The sequence below is a fragment of the Paenibacillus sp. FSL H8-0122 genome (genome assembly GCF_038005345.1).
Classification (GTDB): Bacteria; Bacillota; Bacilli; order Paenibacillales; family Paenibacillaceae; genus Paenibacillus_AQ.
In genome coordinates this window covers 7,323,190-7,346,163 of sequence record NZ_JBBOTB010000001.1, presented here as the reverse complement: position 1 = coordinate 7,346,163, position 22,974 = coordinate 7,323,190, and the positions used below count along the sequence as shown (strand labels likewise).

The 22,974-nt window shown below is 43.1% G+C and carries 21 protein-coding genes; all 21 read right to left on the bottom strand.

Annotated elements, in window-relative coordinates:
* Positions 1 to 14: 14 nt before the first annotated feature.
* The 21 genes from argC to NSS64_RS31480 all read right to left on the bottom strand — a co-directional run bounded on the left by argC (position 15) and on the right by NSS64_RS31480 (position 22,962).
* Positions 15 to 1,070: an N-acetyl-gamma-glutamyl-phosphate reductase gene (argC, locus tag NSS64_RS31580; RefSeq protein WP_036721301.1), complete on the bottom strand. Its 1,056-nt coding sequence runs from the start codon at positions 1,068 to 1,070 to the stop codon at positions 15 to 17.
* Between the two features lie 196 nt (positions 1,071 to 1,266).
* A complete protein-coding gene (locus NSS64_RS31575) occupies positions 1,267 to 2,151 on the bottom strand; it encodes a YitT family protein (protein ID WP_339251791.1) in 885 nt (294 codons plus the stop codon).
* A gap of 72 nt (positions 2,152 to 2,223) precedes the next feature.
* A protein-coding gene (gene prfB, locus NSS64_RS31570; RefSeq protein WP_155991162.1) for a peptide chain release factor 2 occupies positions 2,224 to 3,358 on the bottom strand; the annotation gives its coding sequence in 2 pieces (ribosomal slippage) (positions 2,224 to 3,264 and positions 3,266 to 3,358; 1,134 coding nt in all).
* Between the two features lie 499 nt (positions 3,359 to 3,857).
* On the bottom strand, positions 3,858 to 6,362 hold the full coding sequence (gene secA, locus NSS64_RS31565; RefSeq protein WP_036721232.1) for a preprotein translocase subunit SecA: 2,505 nt from the start codon (positions 6,360 to 6,362) through the stop codon (positions 3,858 to 3,860).
* Between the two features lie 308 nt (positions 6,363 to 6,670).
* On the bottom strand, positions 6,671 to 7,228 hold the full coding sequence (hpf, locus tag NSS64_RS31560; protein WP_036721235.1) for a ribosome hibernation-promoting factor, HPF/YfiA family: 558 nt from the start codon (positions 7,226 to 7,228) through the stop codon (positions 6,671 to 6,673).
* Between the two features lie 228 nt (positions 7,229 to 7,456).
* Complete coding sequence (locus NSS64_RS31555) at positions 7,457 to 8,902, bottom strand: S-layer homology domain-containing protein (RefSeq protein WP_341142671.1); 1,446 nt, start codon at positions 8,900 to 8,902, stop codon at positions 7,457 to 7,459.
* A 488-nt stretch (positions 8,903 to 9,390) separates the two neighbouring features.
* On the bottom strand, positions 9,391 to 9,588 hold the full coding sequence (locus tag NSS64_RS31550) for a cold shock domain-containing protein (protein ID WP_036721237.1): 198 nt from the start codon (positions 9,586 to 9,588) through the stop codon (positions 9,391 to 9,393).
* A 241-nt stretch (positions 9,589 to 9,829) separates the two neighbouring features.
* Positions 9,830 to 10,168, bottom strand: coding sequence for a hypothetical protein (locus tag NSS64_RS31545; protein ID WP_339251796.1), 339 nt, complete (start codon positions 10,166 to 10,168; stop codon positions 9,830 to 9,832).
* Complete coding sequence (gene fliS / locus NSS64_RS31540) at positions 10,161 to 10,547, bottom strand: flagellar export chaperone FliS (protein ID WP_339251798.1); 387 nt, start codon at positions 10,545 to 10,547, stop codon at positions 10,161 to 10,163. Before fliS ends, NSS64_RS31545 begins: the two co-directional genes overlap by 8 nt.
* 22 nt (positions 10,548 to 10,569) lie before the next feature.
* Positions 10,570 to 12,087, bottom strand: coding sequence for a flagellar filament capping protein FliD (fliD, locus tag NSS64_RS31535; RefSeq protein ID WP_339251800.1), 1,518 nt, complete (start codon positions 12,085 to 12,087; stop codon positions 10,570 to 10,572).
* Between the two features lie 13 nt (positions 12,088 to 12,100).
* Entirely contained in the window at positions 12,101 to 12,487 is a 387-nt protein-coding gene (locus tag NSS64_RS31530; protein WP_339251802.1) for a flagellar protein FlaG, read from the bottom strand.
* Between the two features lie 156 nt (positions 12,488 to 12,643).
* Positions 12,644 to 13,210, bottom strand: coding sequence for a hypothetical protein (locus NSS64_RS31525; protein WP_339251804.1), 567 nt, complete (start codon positions 13,208 to 13,210; stop codon positions 12,644 to 12,646).
* 104 nt (positions 13,211 to 13,314) lie between these two features.
* Positions 13,315 to 14,145, bottom strand: coding sequence for an NAD-dependent epimerase/dehydratase family protein (locus tag NSS64_RS31520; RefSeq protein ID WP_339251806.1), 831 nt, complete (start codon positions 14,143 to 14,145; stop codon positions 13,315 to 13,317).
* On the bottom strand, positions 14,145 to 14,633 hold the full coding sequence (locus NSS64_RS31515) for an acyltransferase (protein WP_339251808.1): 489 nt from the start codon (positions 14,631 to 14,633) through the stop codon (positions 14,145 to 14,147). The genes NSS64_RS31520 and NSS64_RS31515 overlap by 1 nt, the downstream gene beginning before the upstream one ends.
* Before the next feature lie 12 nt (positions 14,634 to 14,645).
* Positions 14,646 to 15,212 (bottom strand): dTDP-4-dehydrorhamnose 3,5-epimerase, encoded by a 567-nt coding sequence (gene rfbC / locus NSS64_RS31510; RefSeq protein WP_341142670.1) that lies wholly within the window; start codon positions 15,210 to 15,212, stop codon positions 14,646 to 14,648.
* Positions 15,173 to 16,402 (bottom strand): class I SAM-dependent methyltransferase, encoded by a 1,230-nt coding sequence (locus tag NSS64_RS31505; RefSeq protein WP_339251812.1) that lies wholly within the window; start codon positions 16,400 to 16,402, stop codon positions 15,173 to 15,175. The genes rfbC and NSS64_RS31505 overlap by 40 nt, the downstream gene beginning before the upstream one ends.
* 16 nt (positions 16,403 to 16,418) lie before the next feature.
* Complete coding sequence (gene rfbG / locus NSS64_RS31500) at positions 16,419 to 17,486, bottom strand: CDP-glucose 4,6-dehydratase (protein ID WP_339251814.1); 1,068 nt, start codon at positions 17,484 to 17,486, stop codon at positions 16,419 to 16,421.
* Positions 17,487 to 17,489: 3 nt separating this feature from the next.
* Positions 17,490 to 18,257 (bottom strand): glucose-1-phosphate cytidylyltransferase, encoded by a 768-nt coding sequence (gene rfbF, locus NSS64_RS31495; protein ID WP_339251816.1) that lies wholly within the window; start codon positions 18,255 to 18,257, stop codon positions 17,490 to 17,492.
* 3 nt (positions 18,258 to 18,260) lie between these two features.
* A complete protein-coding gene (locus NSS64_RS31490; RefSeq protein WP_339251818.1) occupies positions 18,261 to 19,874 on the bottom strand; it encodes a glycosyltransferase family 2 protein in 1,614 nt (537 codons plus the stop codon).
* A gap of 28 nt (positions 19,875 to 19,902) precedes the next feature.
* Positions 19,903 to 21,789, bottom strand: a complete 1,887-nt coding sequence (locus NSS64_RS31485) for a glycosyltransferase (RefSeq protein ID WP_339251820.1) — start codon at positions 21,787 to 21,789, stop codon at positions 19,903 to 19,905.
* A 96-nt stretch (positions 21,790 to 21,885) separates the two neighbouring features.
* Positions 21,886 to 22,962, bottom strand: coding sequence for a tetratricopeptide repeat-containing glycosyltransferase family 2 protein (locus NSS64_RS31480; protein ID WP_339251822.1), 1,077 nt, complete (start codon positions 22,960 to 22,962; stop codon positions 21,886 to 21,888).
* Positions 22,963 to 22,974: the final 12 nt, after the last annotated feature.

Below are 22,974 nucleotides of genomic sequence, written 5' to 3'. Positions count from 1 at the left end.
TTGACCGCTTGCGCTTATGGATACACTGGTGTGTAACCAAGCCCGCGGGTTTCCTCCCATCCCATCATCAAATTGAGGTTCTGAATCGCTTGCCCTGCGGCGCCCTTCACGATATTATCGATGACCGACACAATGGTAACCCGTCCGGTACGCGCGTCTGTGGCGAAGCCGATATCGCAGTAATTCGATCCGCTGACTTCCTTCGTCGCCGGAACCACGCCGGGCTCACGCACCCGCACATACGGTCTGCCTGCATAATATTTACGATATAAATCTACGAGTTCCTGTTCACTATGTTCACCATTCAGTCCGGCATACATCGTAGTCATAATCCCCCGGGTCATCGGCACAAGATGGGTAGTGAAGGTTACTGTAACTTTCTCCCCGGCAATATCGGTAAGCACCTGTTCAATTTCCGGGATATGCTGATGCTTGTTGATTTTGTAGGCTTTGAAGTTCTCATTCATCTCGGCAAAATGCACCATCAGGCTCGTTCCCCGCCCTGCCCCGGACACCCCGGATTTCGCATCAATAATGATGCTGTCCGGCTTGATCCAGCCTGCCTCCAGCGCCGGAACCAGCCCCAGCAGCGTAGCTGTCGGGTAACATCCCGGATTCGAGATAAAGTCCACTCCGGCCGCACGTTCGCCGTACACCTCGCATAACCCGTATACCGCCTGCTCCAGATACGCTGCCGGAGGAGCCGGGTGCTTATACCACTGCTCATACTCCGCGCCATCCTTCAGCCGGAAGTCCCCGGACAGATCGACAACCTTAAGTCCTGCCTCAAGCAGCCCGGGTACCAGCTTCGCACTCACTCCGGAAGGGGTAGCAGTGAATACAACATCCGCTCTGCTTGCAATCTCTGCTGCATCTACACCATCCAGCTTACGCTGCACCACTCCCGTGAGATGCGGAAAACCCTCCTCAATCGGCGCACCCGCACTCGAAGAGGAAATCACTGAAGTAATCTCTATATCAGGGTGGCCCTGCAGCAGCCTGATCAGCTCCACGCCCCCATAACCCGTTGATCCGACAATCGCCGCTCTCAGCTTGTCTGTCACTGTCATCCCCGCTTCCCGTTTCTCATTTCTATCATTATCGCTCATGCATAACCGTCCTGCAAATATGTATTATTATACGACCGAATTAATATAAATACAACACGTTGCGTTAACTTTATTCAGCTGGCGCACAAGAAGAAACGCAGGGTTATCCTATTCGCTACAGTATATCAAAAGAAGCGCAGAGCTCCCTTAAGGGAGTCTACGCTTCTCTTTTGAAACCTTCGCCCAGCACCTCATGAGCCTCGGTAATAATCACAAATGCAGCCGGGTCCACCGAGCGGACGATCGCCTTGAGCCTGGTAATTTCATTCTGGCCTACTACAACCATCAGCACCGTACGGTTATCCCCGGTATAGCCGCCTTGCGCATTCAGCTTGGTCAGCCCGCGGTCCAGATCATTCAGAATCGCCTGCGAGATGTCCTCTGTGTGATCCGAGATGATATACGCCACCTTCGTGGTGCTGAAGCCCACCTCCAGCGCGTTGATCACCCGGCCGGTAACGAACAGCCCGATCAGTGCATACATCGCCTGCTCCATCCCCAGCACAAAAGCCGCCAAGGTAATCACCGTACCATCCAGCAGCACGACAGACAGCGAGAAGCTGAAGCCGGTTAGCTTTTGAATAATCTGTGCCGCAATGGTCAGTCCCCCCGTAGAGCCGCGCCCCCGGAAGACAAGTCCCAAGCCTAGGCCCACACCAATTCCTCCATAGATAGAGGCCAGGAGCGGATTCGTGGTCGGCACGGGCCCGTCCTTCGTCAGGAAGATAAACAGCGGCAGCACAAAGCTGCCTAAGAGAGAGCGGATACCGTACTGTTTGCCGAGAAAGATCACACCGAGAATGAAGAGCGGAATATTAAGCGCCCACTGGGTAAAAGCAGGCTCTGCCCCAAACCAGGCCTCAGCCAGCACCGACAGCCCCGACACCCCGCCGGATGCAATCCGGTTCGGGAGGAAGAACAGGTTGAACGCCAGCCCGGTGATCAGCGAGCCAATCAGAATAAGCGCAATGTCCACCGTATGACGCAGCGGTCCGTTCAAGGGAATGAGCGGAGGTTTGTTGCGTGAATTGATTTTTTGCATGGTTGGCCGGACTCCTTTATGTTCAGACAAAAATTCCTACACCTCCGAAGACGCGTAGGAATTTGATTACTTTTATTCAGCTTCCGTCTTGATCTGGCTCCGCAGATACCCGTCAATGAACCCGTCCAGATCGCCGTCCATTACCGCTCCAACGTTGCCTGTCTCTACAGAGGTGCGGTGATCCTTCACCATGCTGTAAGGATGGAATACGTAGGAACGAATCTGGCTGCCCCAGGCAATCTCGGATTGTTCCCCGCGGATCTCGTCCAGATGTGCCTGCTGCTCCTGAATTTTGCGCTCATAGAGCTTGGAACGCAGCATCTTCATTGCCTGCTCCCGGTTCTTGATCTGTGAACGCTCATTCTGACAGGTGACCACCACGCCGGTTGGCATATGCGTAATCCGCACCGCTGAGTCGGTAGTATTGATGTGCTGACCGCCCGCTCCGCTGGCCCGGTACGTATCAATCTTCAGGTCTTCCGTACGGATATCCACCTCGACGTCGTCAGCAATCTCCGGTACCACATCGCAGGATACGAAGGAGGTATGCCGTCTGCCTGAGGAGTCAAAAGGCGAAATGCGCACCAGCCGGTGAACGCCCTTCTCTGCCTTAAGGTACCCATATACATTGTGGCCCTTAATTAACAAAGTTACACTCTTGATTCCCGCTTCATCGCCCGGAAGATAATCCAGCACATCTACCTTGAAGCCCCGCTTCTCCGCCCAGCGTGTGTACATGCGCAGCAGCATTTGGCCCCAGTCCTGAGACTCGGTACCGCCTGCCCCCGGATGGAGCTCCAGAATGGCATTCAGCTTATCGTAAGGCTGATTGAGCAGCAGCTGCAGCTCGAACTCATCCACTCGGGCACTTATACTGCGGATCGTTCCAGCTATCTCTTCAGCCAGTGCGTCGTCGCCTTCGTCATCGGCCAGCTCCGCCATCATGGCAGCATCGTCATAATCCTGCTGGAGCTTCTCAAATTGATCAACCACCGACTTCACGGCATTCATCTCGCCAATCACGCTCTGTGCCTGATCGGGATCATCCCAGAACCCGGGAGCCGCCATCTTCTCTTCGAAGTTCGCTATCATCTCCAGCTTCAGGTCTAAGTCAAAGTGACCCCCTAAGGTTGGTTAATTTCTTGCCCATTTCACGCAGGTCCTGCTTCACATTAGGATCGATCAATTGGATCACATCACCTTTCATAATTGAATATTTCGCCGGGCTGCCGGTTTAGATGTTTGGCGGATAGGCGACGCAGCTTCTGATCGCTGCTTCATCGCTCTTAAGAAATGCCTGTCGGTGTACACCGTAACTGCGGGAAATGTTTGGACTTCCGGCCGCTGTTAGGATTGAATTTCCTTATTCAAACTGCTCATCGCAGTAGAAATTCAATCCTAAAGGCGGACGCTGACGCTCCTCCAGTTCCAAACTTCCCCTCCGTCACTTCCACCTCAATTGCAGTTCTAAAGAACAGTTCCATCCGCTTCCTTTGAAGCGGCGGCGCTCTTCCTGCAAACATCCAAAAAAGCAGCCGGGCCGCAAACGGGGAGTCCCCCGGGCCCAGCCGCTTTTTATTGTCATTATAACTCAAGTGCAAGTGCACAAAACAGGAAGTACGATCGGGTGAAAGGTACTCGCAGCTTAACGCCTGCTCATTATTTCACCAGACAGTAAATCTTACTAGCATTAGCTCTACTATATCTTATGCCTGACCGTGGCAGTTCTTATACTTCTTGCCGCTGCCGCATGGGCATGGATCGTTACGGCCAACTGTAGATTCCACATGCACCGGACGCTTCTCAGCAGGCTCTGCGTTGGTGGAGATCTTGTCTTCCTCCACTACCGATTGGCGCTCCTGGTTCGTCTCGATGTGTGCCTTCATAATGTAGGTCGCTACTTCTTCCTGAATGTTCGCTGTCATAGCGTTGAACATCTCGAAGCCCTCGAATTGGTATTCGCGCAGCGGATCGGTACCGCCGTAAGCACGGAGGTGAATCCCCTGACGAAGCTGATCCATGGCGTCGATATGATCCATCCATTTGCTGTCTACGGAGCGAAGCACAATAACCTTCTCAAATTCACGTACCAGCTCAGAGCCAAGACGCTCTTCACGTGCAGAATACTTCTCAAGTACACGGGCGAAGATGAATTCGATCATTTCATCTACTTCTTTGCCCCACAGATCATCACGGGTCAGCTCATTTTCTTCCAAAAGCTTGCTGTTCACATAATCCGCAACCTCTTGCAGCTCCCAGTTCTCCGGGATATCGTCACTGCAGTGGGCATTTACAATACGGTCGATAACCGGCTTGATCATTTCCACTACGATGTCTTTGATATTGTCCGACTCCAGAATTTCGCGGCGCTGCTTGTAGATAATCTCACGCTGCTGGTTCATGACGTCATCGTATTGCAATACGACTTTGCGGATGTCGAAGTTATTGCCTTCTACCCGCTTCTGGGCAGATTCAACAGCCTTGGTAATCATACGGCTCTCAATCGGCTGATCTTCCTCGAATCCAAGACGGTCCATCATGTTCAGCACATTGTCCGCACCGAAGCGCTTCATCAGCTCATCACCTAGGGACAGATAGAACTGTGTCGAACCCGGGTCGCCCTGGCGTCCGGCACGGCCGCGAAGCTGGTTATCAATCCGGCGTGATTCATGGCGTTCTGTACCAATAATATGCAGGCCGCCAACATCGGTTACCCCTTCGCCCAGTACGATATCCGTACCGCGTCCAGCCATGTTCGTGGCAATCGTTACGGTTCCCGGCTGACCGGCATAAGAGATAATTTCGGCTTCAGCAGCATGATGCTTCGCATTCAGCACCTGGTGTCTTACACCCTTACGCTTCAGCATTTCAGATACGCGTTCAGAGTTCTCAATCGATACCGTACCTACCAGCACCGGCTGATTCTTCTTGTGGCGTTCCACAATTTCAGCGACAACAGCGTTGAACTTGCCGTTTTCACTTTTGTAGACCACATCCGGCATATCAATACGCTGATTGGGCTTATTCGTAGGAACCTGAAGAACCTCAAGACCATAGATCTTCTTGAATTCCTCTTCTTCCGTCTTCGCAGTACCCGTCATGCCGCCTAGCTTGCGGTACATCCGGAAGTAGTTCTGGAAGGTGATGGTAGCCAGCGTCATACTCTCATTCTGGACTTCAATCTCTTCCTTCGCTTCAATCGCCTGGTGCAGCCCGTCGCTGTAACGGCGTCCCTGCATCAGACGGCCGGTGAACTCATCGACGATCATAACCTCGTCTTCATTCACCACATAATCGACATCCCGGCGCATAATAGCGTTCGCCTTCAAGGCCTGTACAATATGATGGTTCAAGGTAACATGGCTATGGTCATACAGATTCTCTATCCCAAAAGCACGCTCAGCCGTAGCCACGCCCTTCTCAGTGAGCGCTACAGACTTCACCTTGATATCCACGGTGTAATCCTCTTCGGCAGTGAGCTTCTTCACGAAACGGTCTGCTGCATAATACAGCTCCGTCGATTTCTCAGCCTGGCCAGAGATGATCAGAGGGGTCCGCGCTTCATCAATAAGGATGGAATCGACTTCGTCAATAATACAGAAGTAGAGCGGGCGCTGTACCATCTGTTCCTTATAGAGCACCATGTTGTCGCGCAGATAGTCGAACCCGAATTCATTATTCGTGCCGTACGTAATATCGCAGGCATATGCCGCTTGCTTATCATTATGGTCCATGCCGTTCAGGTTCACCCCAACGCTCATGCCCAGAAAGTTATAGATTTGTCCCATTTGCGCACTGTCGCGCTGAGCCAGATAATCATTTACGGTGACGACATGCACGCCTTTACCCAGCAGCGCATTCAAATACACCGGCAGCGTTCCAACCAGTGTCTTGCCTTCCCCGGTCTTCATCTCGGAGATCCGGCCTTCATGCAGCGCCATACCCCCAACCAGCTGAACGTCAAAATGCCGCATGCCCAGCGTCCGTTTGGAAGCTTCGCGTACGGTAGCAAAGGCCTCAGGAAGAATCTCTTCCAGGGTCTCACCTTTCTCAATACGGGCGCGGAATTCCGCTGTCTTCGCCTGCAGCTCTTCATCCGTAAGCGATACGAAATCCGGCTCCAGCCCATTAATTACTTCGACCGTCTTCATGAGACGTTTGACATCCCGTTCATTAGTGTCGCCAAATATTTTCTTAACAAGTCCTAGCATGGTTAACCCCTTTCATGCAACACAGATGGTGGAACCGAGCCCATCCTCATAGATTGAAAGGGCCATATATGATTTCGATTCCGCTGCTTCATAAATTGTAACAGTTTGTAAGAGAAGCCGCAATACAAGCCGCCCTAACCTTATTCTGTATAATCCCCTTACAAGAGGACAGAAGATGGCATTTTAATGAAACTTCTATATATACGCACAAGAGCCCTATTCGCTTCAGGCGAATAGGGACTCGTCTAATTGTCCACGTTAGGCTGAACCGAAGCCCTTGCTTATTCCAACAATTCCCGGTCCAGAGGTTAGTTCTGCTCGATCAGACCGTACTTGCCGTCATCGCGTTTGTAAACTACGCTCACTTCGGAAGTGTCAATGTTGGAGAACACGAAGAACGTATGTCCAATCATGTTCATTTGCAGAATCGCTTCTTCCACATCCATAGGCTTCAAGGTGAACCGTTTGTTCCGCACAACCTCAAGATCATCATAATCCTGTTCCTGCTCTTCAACAGCAACGGCGCTGCCCGAACCTTCAACGAACAAGGTCTTCAGGCTGCCTTCCTGACGGAACTTGCGATTAAGCTTAGTCTTGTGCTTGCGGATCTGACGTTCCAGCTTGTCCACTACGGCATCGATGGATGCATACATATCATCGCTGCGGTCTTCCGCACGAAGCGTCACACCAGCTAGAGGAATTGTCACTTCCACCGTATGAAGGCCGCGAACGACGCCAAGCGTCACATATCCTTCAGAGGTAGGGGGTGCTTCGAAATACTTCTCAAGTCTGCTGAGCTTCTTATCAACATAGTCTCTCAAAGCGTCGGTCACTTCAATTTGTTGACCTCGAATGCTGAATTTCATAAGGCACTCCTCCTTTGTTTACTTTTCCATTATAGCAAATTGTCAGGGCTAAGTAAAAAACAAATCATGACAGACTTTACATTCACCTAACAATAGATGTAACAGACCTGCCGTAACAACAAACGGCCCGGCTCGAGCATAAAGCCGCCCTCGCCGGACCGAATACTGATTGCTGTATTATTTCACGCTGAAGCCTGGATTATGAATGATTCCATTCATCAAGATTACTTATTTCGTGTGAATACGCAGAAGCTCTACAGGTGACAAGGTGCCATTAGAATCAGTGATAAAGAAGACTTTATACGCTGTATTGGCAGTGAGTCCAGTCAGGTTAATGCTGTGTTTCACAACTGGATTACCTGTAAGAGTACCAGCCCAAGGCGCTGTTAATGTAGCACCCGCACTGTTCTGTGCGTTAGCAATCTGCATTGCCGTTGGATCAGCATCTGTTGCCTTAACCACCACATATTTCAGAGGGGTTACCGGTGTACCCGTCTGCCCGTAAGCAGCATATACATCCGCAGACACTGTTGTTACATTGGTGATCCCTACCTGAGCGACCGACCATGTGCTGCCTGGTGCTGTTTTCACTTGAAGCGGCGTTACGCCGGACCAGTTACCAGAAGCGTCAGCCAGGGCAACGTAAACGGTATAATCCGTATTTGCAGTCAGACCATACACCGAGAAAGCAACGGATGTGCCGCCTGTAGCCGCAACTTGGCCGAAATGAACGCCTGCTGTTGTAGCATTAATCAGTCCGTCTTTCACTTGTGCTGCAGTTGGTGCGGTTACGTTCATGCTGTATGGAGCAACTACATAATACACGGCTCCTGTAACAGAAGGCGTAACATATACATCAGCGGTAACAGAACCTACATGGCCGTAAGTCACGTTGCTTACAGACGGCAAGGTAACGCTACCGCCTCCACCGCCGCCTCCGCCAGTGCCGCCACCACTACCGCCGCCAGGAGCTGGAGTAGCTGTTGGGCTGGTGCTTGGCACAGGTGTTGCAGATGGAGCCGGTGTTGCTGTCGGTGCTGGTGTAGGCGTTACTCCGCCTGTAGCCGGCTTATGCACAACTGAGTTGCTTATAATTCCCACCGCTTCGGCACGGGTAAGGGATTTCTTCGGACCGAAGGTTCCGTCAGGATAACCGTTAATGATCTTCTTCTCAGCCGCTGAGGCTACGGCCACCTTGGCCCAAGCTGCGATCTGAGCATTATCCTTGAACTTAAGCGGAGTAGAGCTTGTACTCAGCTTAAGCAGCTTGGCAGCAATAACTGCTGCTTCCTGCCGGGTGAGCGGGTTGTTGGCCCGGAAGGTATTATTCTCATACCCGCCAATATAACCGGCCTTCACAGCTTTAGCCACTTCACTGTATACCCAATTGGATTTCTTCACATCCGTAAAGTTAAGAGTAGATGCTTCGGTGAACCCGAACAGACGATTTATCAGTGCCACATATTCACCACGGGTAATTGCCTTATTCGGCTTAACCGTTCCGTCAGGATAACCACCCAGGTATCCTTTATCCAGCCAGCTCTGCAGTTGCTTCTGCGCCCAGTGTCCTTGAATATCCTTAGGTGCAGGCGCTGCGGACACACTTCCCAGTGATCCAAGCAGCATTGAAATACCAAGTACTCCGGCCGTAAGGCCACGCCACAATTTCTTCATTCTTTTGTTCATCCTCCTGTGAGTTTGATGGGCATAGGCTTCACTGCATGACTTCTTACCAAAAGATCTTTCGGAAGCATACGCCTAAGCAATAATGAGAGTGCAGACTAGGCAACAAAAAAGCCCAACGGTTTCTATTACCCATATTTTGGAGGATGTTAACATTTTTCCGTAACTAATTTTTACAAAGTGTCCAATTTAGGACTCTTTTCATCTCGAAATGTAGGCCATTTACTCGAAATTGAGAATATTTATAAGAAGAATGTAAGAACAGAGTCATACGGTCCCTCCTTACAAAGAACACCTCTCGAACTCTTATCCCCAGCTTTATGCACAGTTTATCCACAACAGACAAAGTCACATCATTAGACAAAAGCAACTTCATTCACTGCATAAAAAAGACCCAAGGGAGATCCCCTGGGTCTAACGCTAGCGTTGTCTCAATTGCTAACCATCTACCATATATGTAGGTCGGCTTCGCCGGATGATTATAATTTGATGACGTTAGCTGCTTGTGGTCCGCGTGCGCCTTCAACGATATCGAACTCTACGGATTGGCCTTCATCCAAAGTCTTGAAACCGTCAGTTTGAATCGCGGAAAAGTGTACGAATACGTCGCCACCATCGGAAGTTTCGATAAAACCATAACCTTTTTCTGCGTTAAACCATTTAACTTTACCTTCCATTGACTAAACATTCCCTTCGTCATCAGATGAACGTGAGTCTTGCTCACAATTCGACTATACCACCGCAGCTTCTCTATTGTCAATTGGAATAGTAAATGATTACTTTCAATAATTTACCAGGGTACAATCGGCATCAGAAATGGATAGAATTCGGTAATATAAGTTACAAAAAAAGGAGCAGACGCTTGTAAATACCCGTCTGCTCCCCTATTGAAACAGGAGAAAATCTATTATTCTATCTTTATTTTTTACGGTCCATCAGGAAGCTGTCCGGGGTGTAGGCGGTCTCGTAGGCGCTGCGTTGGATTTTAGCTAATTCTCTATGTTGAAGCCAATTGGCAGCCTCGCCTTTGAGTTGCTGCATTCTTTCAATTATTTCAGGATCTCGTCTTAGGACTGCCTTCAGATGACTCTCTTCCTCAATAGAGAGAGCAGACTGTCCACTAAATTTTTCTCGAATGGAGTCAATCAAAACCTGACGTTTCTCAACAAATTCCTCTAATTCCTCGAAAGAGCAAGTATTTAATCGATTAGTGATATTCAATGTAATATCAACCAATATAGCGACTTGTTTATCCATACGTGTTGTTATTTACCGGCATCTTAGAGGCTTCCATCCAAGTTAAGCGAAACTCAGTTAAATACCCCAAGGCCTCTTCTGCATGCGATTTCTCCTTCTTTACATTCGCTTGGATAAGCAAGTAATTAATATATTCATAAAGAGAGAGCAAACTGTTGGATATCTCGTAAGAAGGATTCAAAGTCGACATCAATTCACTGATAATCAGTTGAGCTTTGCCTAGATTCAAGTTTGCCTTCTGATGATTCACCGAATCAATCCCCTCGATACCAGCCCTGACAAATCGGATTGCTCCATCAAACAACATTATAAGCAACTGCGCTGGGGTCGATGTGTTAACCGATGATTGACGGTATTTTTCATAAGGAGAATTTATCATTTATGTCACCTTTCAGTTCAAATTAATTAGAGAATAAACTACTTAAACTTGAAGACTGAGAATTATATTTATTCATCGCAGTTTCCATAGCTGTAAACTGTTTATAATATCTAGTTTCTAAATCGCTAAGACGATCCTGCAATGAATTAATACGTGAGTTATAATCCTTTAGCATCCGTCCCATAACACTTTCCGTTTTGTAGGCAAAATTAAGGTCAGTTGAGAATTTTGATGTACCCGCTTTTAACACGATTTTATCTAAAGCTTTGTCTGCTGCAGTAGATAGTCCCCCAAAGATTCCTCCGTTCACCTCAAGCGCAGAACCACGGAATGTATCGCTTACTTTTTGTGGATTATCCAGGATAGCCTGTTTAAGTTTATCCTCATTCAGATAAAGCTTCCCATTTTCATAATATTGCCCAGTAGTAATTCCCATCTCACTAAGAGCACCAAGTTTACTAGTTATTGCTGTACGCATATCTGAAATTGCAGTTTGAAGAATAACATCTCCTTTGAGCAAACCACTTTTCGCTTTCTTCTCCCACAATTCTATTTCCTTCTCGCTCATTGCTTCCTTTTGTTCATCCGTCAGAGGAGTGAAACTTCTGTACTTTTCTTCCCCTATAGTTGTAGCCATTGTGTTGATAAGTTCATTATACGTTTCTACAAAAGCTTTAATTGTCTCAACAGATTTATCAGCATCAGCCTGAGTCTTAATCGTGGTAACTCCGCCCGTAGTGTCGCTTTTAGCAAGAAAAGTAAGCGTAACACCATTGACAGTTAGAGAATTTGAAGTACTGGTATAAACCTCAGCAGTAGCAGACTTACTGCTTGTAATTTCGACCTTTGCTTCTTGGGCCTTAAAAAACGATGCGCTTGTATCACTATAATCCATCTTTAACAGAGTAAGGAGTGAACCACTGACCTTTTGACTTTCAATCAAGTTATCTGTTCCAAACTTATTGGATGTAATCGATAACTTACCACTCACTTCATCAAAGGTGGCTTTGATAACTCCTGAGCCACTATTTATTCTAGCCATAGCTGTTGAAATAGTATCATCCTCAGTAAAAGTAATACTTTCTCCACCATCTACAACAAATGATAGTGGTGATGTCGCTCCACTCAGATTAATCAACTTGGTGTTGAGTGTAACTTTACTTTCATCGGGACTCTTCGAGGTATCAATAGTAAGTTTTGTGGCCGATTCTAATGAGGATTTAGTTGCAAGCTGTGTCACCTTAACCGACATATCCACCCCATTAGATGCCGAGCTAGCCTCTGCCCGAACAGCAGTCGTATTGCCTCCTAGAACTGCTTTTTGAGTGTTCATTTGGGTTGAAGTATTCCACTTAATAAGTTTATTCATTTTTAGATCGACTAATTTAGCATTAAATTCTCTGTAACTGTCCCGCTGCCATTCCATTAATGTCTTTTGTTGATTCAGCTTATCCAGTGGTACGCGCTTAGCTGCCATCATTTTTTTAACTACACTGTCGATATCTAATCCTGAAGAGAATCCGCTAACTCTCATCACCATTCATAATTCCTCCTTACACTTTTTCATCAATAAGAATGCCCGCTATTTCCATCATCTTTGCGACAAGATCCAGCGTTTTTTCTGGTGGAACCTCTCTTATTAACTCGCCTGTTTCTTTATTCATTACCTTTACCATCAGAGCATGAGTTTTCTCATGTATGCTTATCTCTAAAGAGGTGGTTGGCCCTTCTAGCGCTTTTACTGCACGAGCAATAGTTCGGATCAGCTGCTCTTCTCCTACGGGCACCTTGATTCCCTGCTTTTCCATAGCAGTCAGCTCCAAAGCACTCGTAGCTTGCGCTATCCTATTACTAACGTCTTTGTTTGAGGTTGATTCATTTCTCACATTACTAATGCTCCGCTCTACCGATTTTGCGGATAGAGAAAATTGAACGTCCATTCCCATAACCTCCACGGAAACTTGTATTTAGTTTATATATCGGTATAAGATTGAGGTTATTTAGCTTTTTCAACCTATCTCTCTATTTTTTACAGTACAAGGTGTCGATGCTGTTAATCTCTTCATCCCTTTTTACGCTTCTAAGCAAGGATACATCTATATTTCATTTATAAAGAACTGTTGGGCCCAGCATTTCTGTTTAGCTTTATACTCTATTGCCCCATCCTCATCTTTAAAGACAATCATTCCATTCTCAACATTCCGTTTATAAACCGAGGCGCCAATCCCTACTGATACCCGGTCGCCAATGGTACACTCCCCTACAATGGAGGAGTACGGAAGCAAGGAAACACCTTTTCCCAGTTTGGGATAAATACCGTTTTGCGCTCCAACTGTACTGCCCTGCGATGCTATCAAATAATCGCTGTATTGAGCTTTGCCTAATACCGTACCTACGGTATGAAATAGCAGGAAAATATCAGGCAACTTTGTATCATACATGCAGCTAAAGCCATGAAGTGATTTGTTAAGATAAAATATTTTATTGGCTAAGGCAGCATCCCCATTCTCATTCCATACACTATTTGACAAGAACCACAGAAAAACTGCGTACTGATCTGAGTGAAGATGATTTAAAAAGGCAGAGCCGTTCTTGTTATATGACTCAAGAGCTATGTTTGTGAAACAGTAATCAGTCCGCTCCAATGCAATATCAACTGCCACTTTCTCAATCCCGGATTGAAAATCAATAGTTTGATTGTCCGGAAAGAAATGATTAAGTTGGGCAGATATATACTTTTTAAAATCATATATTGAAAGAGAGAGTTTTATAGGATTCGCCTCTTTTCATTAGCGTAATCTCTTATCAATTCTTCCAGCAAATCCAAAGGATTTTGCGGCTTATAATTAAATTCTGTCCGTACACGTTTATTATCAATTTCCAAAAATTTTATAGTTTGAGGATTATCAACAACCTCAACCCTGCATCCTGTAAAAGAAGAAATACGATCTACCCATTGTTTATTTGTAAGGTTAAATCCGCTTGCAACGTTATACATACGATGAACTCCGTTATGAGCAATTTGAATAAGTAAATCAACGACATCGTTTATAGAAATATAATCCTTCTCTGACTCTAACGAAGTTCTTAATAATATTTTACCTTCAACTATCGAATCTTTAATAATAGAATATAAAAAGTTGTTAGAATTAAAATCTGGTCCGCACACATTTGATACACGCGAGACCCTTACATTAGGTTTGTTAATAGTGAGACAAATTGATTCTCCTGTGAGCTTAGATAAATTAAACAAATCTTCTTCACGGAATGGATTAACAAAGATTTCGCTTTCTTCCCCAGCCGTCTCTCCTGGAGGTTGATTTATATAGAGCCTTGTAGATGATACGTATAGAAAGGACTCGTACTTAGCCTTCTCTAGTAAGTCTGCAAGAAAGCTGACGTGTGCCTTTATAGTATCAAATGGGCGATCCCGAAAGTCAGAAGTGACACCTGCACAATAAATAACATGTCCCAGGTGATTATTGAATAGGTTTTGCTCTTTACGACTAGGACCATAAGCTTCCATTTGAAGCTGGCTAAGTTTATTCATAATATGTCTGCCAATAAAACCTTCTGCACCGATAACGGTTGTTTTCATTAACTCCTAATACCTACTTTCCTGGTTGGACTCCCTAAATTGACGGTGTAAGCTTCTATTTCCCCCGCTACCAAGGAGTTAGCTCCAATAACACAGCCTTTACGCAAAATAGCCCCGTCCAAAACAACACAATTAGCGCCAATCCATACATCGTCTTCTATTATAATTCCTCCTCTGCTTTCCATAAATCGTTGTTCTTTTATTGTCATATGGCGAGAACGATATTCATGATTTGTAGGTGCCAGGGTACAGTTTGCCGCTATCAGGACATCTTTTCCAATGCTAATACCATTGCCTGAATAAAGAACACAGCCTGAATTTATGTAGCTGTTCTCTCCGATTAATATATCGCCAGAACCACCAGATGGTTTAATTTTAACAAAAGAGTCAATCATTACTCCTTTTTCGATTACAATTCGTGTACCACGTGAGGATGGCTCAATATCTGCTAAATTTGAAACCTGGGCATGTTCAGATATGATCAGCATATATAATCCCTCCTATAACGTCCAATTAGGATAATTATTATCCCTATCATTGATAATCGGGGTATCTATAGGCCATTTAATTGTAAAGGCAGCATCGTCCCACCGCACTCCGGCACTATATTCAGAACGATAGGTTTCAGACATTTGATAATACACTTCTGACTTATCCTCTAATGTTTGGAATCCATGTGCAAAACCTTCAGGCACATAAAGCATCCGACCATTGGCTTCGTCTAATTCAACAGCAAACCATTTGAGATATGTAGAAGAATTCTTACGTAAATCGATAATAACATCGTATACTGCACCTCTAGTACACCTAATTAATTTAGTCTCCCCGAATGGTTCTAATTGAAAGTGCATTCCTCTCAGTGTACCACGGTGAATATTAAAGGAGGTATTACACTGTACAAAATCATTCGCTAAACCATGAAGTGAAAATTCTGCTTTACAAAAGACCCTGGCGAAATGACCTCTTTCGTCATAGTGAGGCTCCATATTAATTACATACGCCCCTATTAGAGGAGTCTCAGTAAATTTCACGATATCACCGTCATTTCGGGTACTGGAATTATCCATTTACCTCCCCATTCACGTATAAACGTCGTTTGTTCCATGATCTCTTCTTTCAAATTCCACGGAAGGATTAGCACATATTCCGGTTTTGTCCGTTTTAACACATCAGGTGAATATACCGGGATTCTAGACCCTGGAAGGAAAGTACCTTGCTTATAGGAGCTGCGGTCAACTGTATAATCCAAATAATCCCGATCAATACCGCAATAGTTAATTAAGGTGTTACCTTTAGCAGGTGCCCCGTACCCTACAATTGTATTTCCATTGTTTTTAAGATCTATTAGAAGGCCCATAATTCTCCTCTTTACTTCAACTATCTTATCGGAGAAATTTTTGTATGTGTCTATTTCCCTCATACCTAATGAAGCTTCTTGTTCCAGCAATGCTTGAACAGCTTGGCTTATAGAAAGCTCTCTGTTTTCTGAATGCTTTGCATATATCCGAATGGAGCCACCATGTGTCTCCAACTTTTCAACATCATAAATAGAGAGTTTGTGCTGTGCAAATAAATTACACACTGTTGTAAACGAGAAGTATGAAAAATGTTCATGATAAATCGTATCAAATTGATTATGCTCCATAAGCTGGAGAAGATGAGGAAATTCCATAGTAATAGTCCCATGAGAGTTAAGTAGCACCTTCATCCCCTTAACAAAGTCATTGAGGTCAGGTACATGGGCAAGTACATTGTTGCCTAGCAGGAGATCTGCTGTCTTCCCCTTTTCCTTCAAGGCATTTGCTAATTGGGTTCCAAAAAAATCAACTACAGTATCAATCCCTTTTTCTATAGCAGATTTCGCAACATTGGCTGCTGGTTCGATCCCTAATACAGAAATGCCCTTCTCCTTAAAGTACTGCAATAAGTAGCCATCATTACTGGCGATTTCCACCACATTCGTGTCACTAGAATATTGGAATTTATCTATCATATGTTCAACATAATTACGGCAATGGTTTAACCAACTATCCGAATAACTGCTAAAATAAGCATACTCACTAAAAATATGCTCTGGAGTTTCGAAATCTTCTACTTGAACCAGGAAACAATGCTCACAGACATAAGTTCTTAAGGGATACATAATCTCCTTCTGGCTTACAGATTCCACATAGGAGTTAGCTAAAGGCGAAATCCCTAGATCTACAAATATGGTGCTTAGTTCCTCACCGCAAAAACGACAGCTTCCCTTAGACATTCATTGTATCTCCTTATCATAAGGTATGTTTTTCACTTTTTATCTTTTCGTAATCGCGAATTTGTTTTAACGTCAAGTCTTGAATACCCTTACTCATATAATTTAAGTACCAGTCCATTGTCCATTCAATAGAATGGTTTATCGGCAGTTCAATTCTCCAGTTCAGCATACGTGAAGCCTTCTCACTATTTAACACAAGAGTTGAAGCTTCATAGGGCTGAGTAAGGGAAGGATAAAGGACATCTACAGGATAATCCAGATGCTTATTACATTCTTCAATAAGCTGGGCAACAGATATATTTGAAGCTTCGCCAGGACCAAAATTCCAGGAGCCGACATACTTTTCTCCGGATTCTCCCATATTTTGAGCCAGCAGCAAATATCCATTAAGACAATCCAACACATGCTGCCAAGGCCGTATGGCACTAGGATATCTGATATTTAATTTTTGTTTATGGAGTATAGAGCGGATGATATCGGGAATAATCCGATCTGCAGCCCAATCTCCCCCGCCTATAACATTGCCTGCTCTGGCAGAAGACAATAGTTTTCTGCCATTCGAGTAAAATGACCGTTTGTAGGCAGAAGTAATGATCTCCGAACATGCCTTACTTGCACTGTAAGGATCTGTTCCTCCAACGGGATCACTCTCAATAAATCCCTGTAATGAATTGTTATTCTCATAACATTTATCTGTAGTAACATTAATAACAACCCGTACAGATTCTGTATGCCTGGCTACCTCTAACAAATGAGCAGTTCCCATGACATTAATCGAGAAGGTTTCAATAGGTTTACGATATGATTCCCGCACTAGAGGTTGGGCTGCCAAATGAAATATAAACTCCGGTTGAACCTTATGAATAAAGGATTGCAGTTGTTCATAATCCAACATATCACCATAAACAGAATCCATATTTTCCGCCACGCTTGCTAGCTTGTACAGATTTGGGTCACTTACTGAAGGGGTATTGCTGTATCCATAAACATCAGCCCCAAGATATTGCAGCCATAATGCTAGCCAACTTCCCTTAAACCCTGTATGACCTGTGACTAACACCTTCTTGTTTTCCCAAAAGTTCATTCCTTACCACACCTTCCAGGGAGCAAAGCCTGTATCCCACAACTCTTCCAACTTGTTCTTATCCCTTAATGTATCCATCGGTTGCCAGAATCCATCATGCATAAAGGCTGCCAGTTCTCCTGATTTCGCTAATTTTTTCATTGGTTCTTCTTCCCAAATAGTATCGTCACCACTTATTAAGTCAAATATCTGTGGCTCCAAAACAAAAAATCCGCCATTAATCCAGTTACCATCTCCCATAGGTTTCTCCTGAAATCCAATGATTTCATTATCATGAAACTCAAATGCACCGAACCTGCCCGGTGGACGAACTGCAGTCACAGTCGCCAATTTCCCTCTCCGCTGATGAAAATCTATAAGCTCAGTTATATTAATATCAGATAACCCATCTCCATATGTGAAACAGAAAGGGCTATTCCCAATATATTGTTGTACCCGCTTTAATCTTCCTCCAGTTAATGTGTGTTCTCCTGTGTCTACTAAGGTCACCTTCCAAGACTCTGATTTATTTTTATGAATTTCCATCTCATTTGATCTGAAATCAAACGTAACATCCGAAGTATGCAGATAGTAATTGGCAAAAAACTCCTTGATCAAATAACCTTTGTATCCTAAACATACTATAAATTCATTAATTCCGTAGCTAGAATATACCTTCATGATATGCCAGAGCATTGGAGCTCCACCGATTTCAACCATGGGTTTTGGCTTCACTACTGTCTCTTCGCTTAATCTGGTTCCCAATCCACCAGCCAATATTACTGCTTTCATCTGCTATATATCCTTTCTAACGATAATATCAAAATCTACAGCAGAATCTTTTTTCTTTAAGACATTGCTATACGTAAGGGATAACCCCCGATTTGTAAATGCGCTAATTATCTTATTACAATCCAATTCATTAAATTCAGGAAAGCTTAGGCTCATTCCCAATTGACCGCCTAGATTGAGCATACCTGTAATTGTTTTGAATATATGATAATTGCTTTTCAACTTGGTAGCATCGTATTCGAATAGAATATAATCAAAGCTCTTTCCAATCAGATGAGTACTTATTTCATCTAAATTTCCTTCAAAGTAATAATCGGAAACCGTCTTTATATCCTCTAAATATTTATCTTCTAGGCAATAGTTGGTAATTTCTATATTTTGGATCCCTTTGTAATTTAGCATGTTTTTTAATTGTAGAGGATTACCTCCACACTTAGGATTTATCCCCAAAATTGCAGGATTCAACATGGACAATTTAACCGAAAACTCATTGAGAAGCAGAGGATTCATTATCGCATCCGACCACGAATCTAAATTATATTTTCGAATAAATATGTCTCTACTAACATTTAATGAGTTATTATTAATCTGATCTTCTCGAACCGTAACAGAACCAAAGTGATATGTGAATGTATCCTTGCAATATACCAACTTGTATCCCGCTCTTCGAATTCGGAAGCTGATATCATCATCAGCAAATTCTCCATAGTAAAATAACGGATCGTAGTAACCTATTTGTTTAAGTAATTCTGTTCTTACCATTAATACACAAGGAAGAAGTCTTACACGTTCCTCCCATTTTCGGGGATCCGAGTGGTTATATTGATCTGCAAATTGAATCATCTCTTCAATATTATTGTAATCACCATTAATCTGCTGCATATTGCTGATCATGCTCGCACCAGGAGATACATAACCTATTTTGTCATCAGATTCTATACACACCAATAGGTTATCCAACCAACGCGGTGTAAGAATAAAATCATTACATACCCCGGCAGTATATTTACCTGCTGCCACTTTCAATCCTTCATTAAATCCATTAGTGGGTCCTACATTTTTAATTAAATGAAGCGGCTTAACTTGGGGCATAGAATTAAGATATTCTTTAGTTCCATCTGATGAACCATTATTAACCACGATTAATTCATAATTAATATTTTGTGTATATTGCAATATACTCTTTATACACAATTTGGTATATTCTAATTTATTATATGCTAATACTACTATACTAACGAGTGGCTGTTCAGTTAATGAACAGAGCCTTTTATTATCATCGACCAGTTGTTCTATCACATTTACTAATTCAACGTCTTGTGTCACCTCTTTTGCTTTAGCAAAAAAGTAGTTGGATTGAATTAGATTATTGCTTAATTTATAAACGTATCCAAGGTTAAAAAGAACATCTACGAACTCCGAATCAATAAGCAGTCCTTTCCACAATTCATTTTCCGCCTCTTTTAAATTGTCCTCAGCTACGGCTATCGCTGCTCTCATAGTACAAATTTCAACTTTTGTAACTACTGATTCATCAGATTTTATTTCAGATATTATACATTTTGCCTCTTCAAGGTTACCGCTTTGAATAAGTTCTTCAATTTTCTCCTTGATCATGCAAGTCTCCTCGATTCTCTGTTGAATGTTAGGTTGCAGCCATCCATGTTACTATTGGAAATTTCCGTTTGATATCATCTCTAATATCGTTCATACCTTTAACATTATTTTGCTTCTTATAACATTGGTAACAACGCTCATAAGTGCTATAGACAGGATTTAAGTCCATGAGTTGGGAATAGAATAAATGAGCATCTTCGAGATAGTTATTTTGAAAACAAAGATCACCAAGTAAAGTAATAACCTTCATATTATTCGGTTGTTCGTCATATAGCTTGATCAAAAGATCAATTGCTACCTCTGCAAAACTATAATCCGCGAGTAAAAGACATATGTTGTACTTCGTTTCTACGCTTCCCTTCAAAAGGAGCCCTAACACACTTTCAAAGATTTCAAATTCCTGCAGTATGATAAGATGACGGCAAACTTCAATAATCAATTTTTCTAAACCTGTAGTTAATCGAACATTGGAACTATCTTGTCTGTTGACTAAACTCATTAGCACGTCACTCTCTCTGTTGCTTAAATTCAAAAGTGTACGCGCTTTTCGAAAGAGGGCAGGATCCTTAAGAATAACAGAAAGCAAAAGCAGATCTTCTCCCACTTCAACTGGATATTCGGTAATATCAGACCATTGTTCATGTGCCTGCTCATATTTTTTATCATATTGTAAAGACACCGCGATGATATGAGGCGGTGGTTCGATATTAAATTTCCCCACATATTTAATAAGCAACGGGTGCCTCAAGACGTATAGGGTATCCAGCAACAGCCTTAGGTCATTAATATTCTGAACATTGTATATGAACTCTATATTGTGATAGACCTCCTCAACAGGGAGATTTGCTTTCGTTACGATTTCAAAATACTTTTTTAAAGCCGGAGAGTACGTTTTCTTTTCTCGTAGGACCTGAACGGTCTCTTCATAGCTTTGAGTTATTTTTCTTTGTTTGTCATATATTTCAGCCAGCATAAACCGGGCTTTATAACCTCCTGAACCTTCAGTTATCATCGTTCCCTCTGTTTGGTCCCCAAGGAGGAGACACTTCTTGAACGATAATATCGCTTCTTCCTTATAATCTGCCTCCAGGAGCATTTGTCCTTGTACATAACGCATTTCAGAGTCTGAAGGAAATAGCTGAAGGGCATCCCCTATGATTCTTAAACCATCTTCATGCTTATTCAACTTCCCAAGATTCGAAGCAAGAAAGGACAACAAATCCGGAAAAAATGCTTTATTTTTACTCAAAGGGTAGGCTTGTTGAAACAGTTTAACAGCTTTCTCTGTTTCACCAAGTGCTACATAAGTTCTCCCCATATTAAATAAATTGTATCCATTAGGATTCTCATTAACTGCCTTAATCATGATAGGAAGATTTCTTTGCAGCTTATCCTTATCTGCAATCGTCTCTTTGTTGTAACCCGTATGGTGAAGAAGCAGATCCGCATCTCCTCCAACGAAAGAATAACGTTTATCCAATACATTAATATGTTCATGAAGATGATTCTCAAAATAAAGCTTATCATTATTCTTAAATAACCTTACGACTTTATGTGTAAAGGTTTGTGCATAGGATATATAATTTTTAATTTTTAGTAAGTAATAATCCGCATCTGATACAATTTCCTTATAAATATCAGATTTCTCATCCAGATATTCATCCGCATCCATGATAATAATATAATCACAGGTAGCTTGTTGAATACTATAGTTTCTTGCCTCGGAAAAGCTGCCAGTCCATTCAAAGTGGTGAATGTTTGAAGTAAACCTAGTTGCAATCTCTATAGACGCATCTTCTGACCCAGTATCTACAATAATAATTTCGTCCACCTTGCCGGTAACACTTTCCAAGCAACGTGCAAGTGTGTTCTCTTCATTCTTTACAATCATGCATAGTGATACTTTTTTGTTCATCGAGGTATCCTCTCATCATTTCAGAAATTAATAATTATACTCTAGTTATCGGTCTTTTCTCATAACATAATAAGATGCACAATGATTAAAAATTTATTAATTTTCATCATTTTTTTTATTTAGAATATCGAGACGATTTTGGGCCAATTTGTAATTGTATTCAGCTGAAATTTGATAATATGTTTTTGCTTTGACCAAATCACCTGTAGTTTCATAGAATACAGCAAGGTTATAGGCTGCCAGGAAACTTCCTGTTCCTTTAACACTTTCGTAATTTGTAGTATCTCCTACGGACAGACATTTCAAATATGACTCTTCTATTAAGGGGAAATATTTAAAATACTTATCTGTATCACTAAACACCAGTTCCATAAAAAACACTCCACTAGCGAAAAGGAAATCCGGGTAATCAATTAAGTAATGTTTCTCCTTTTCAATTAGAGTAAGCCCTTGTTCAAAATCTTTCAGCTCCAAGAATGTATGCAAATACTCAATTACTACTTGAGGTTTATAAACATCATTATTAGTGATTGACTTATAACATCTTGTTAGGTAAACATTAGCTTTAGCATATTCTTTTATTATCCGGTACTCTTTACCCAGTTGAAATATTGTATATGAGTCATCAGGATTCTGCTCTAACTCGACTTCTAGCATCTTAATATTACGTTTATACTTCTCAGACTTAAAATATCCGTCATGATATACTTCAATAGGCACGTTTTTTCTTGGAAGATCAGAAACAATCTGCTCATGTATTTTACCGGTGTAGAAGGATCCTTTGGGAAACAACCGGGTCACATAAGCCTGCGATTCTCTTAGCTCTCCATTATAATTAAAAATGTTAGTAATTTGGATTCGACCTACGGCATCATGCTTAAGTATGAAGTCGTCTATTTCTTTTCGTGAAGCATGTGTAATCTGGTCATCTGCATCCAGCACTAGTATCCACTCACCACTGCAATGCTCTAAAGCATAGTTTCTTGCACTCGAGAAATCATTATCCCAAATATAATCAAAGATCCGCGCTCCAAAGGTGCTTGCAATCTGCTTAGTATGATCTGTTGAACCCGTATCGACGATTACGATCTCATCAACGATAGATTTTACACTCTGCAAACACCTTCCGATTTTTTCCGATTCATTCTTTACAATCATAGCTAATGATAACATCGCCGTCACCTC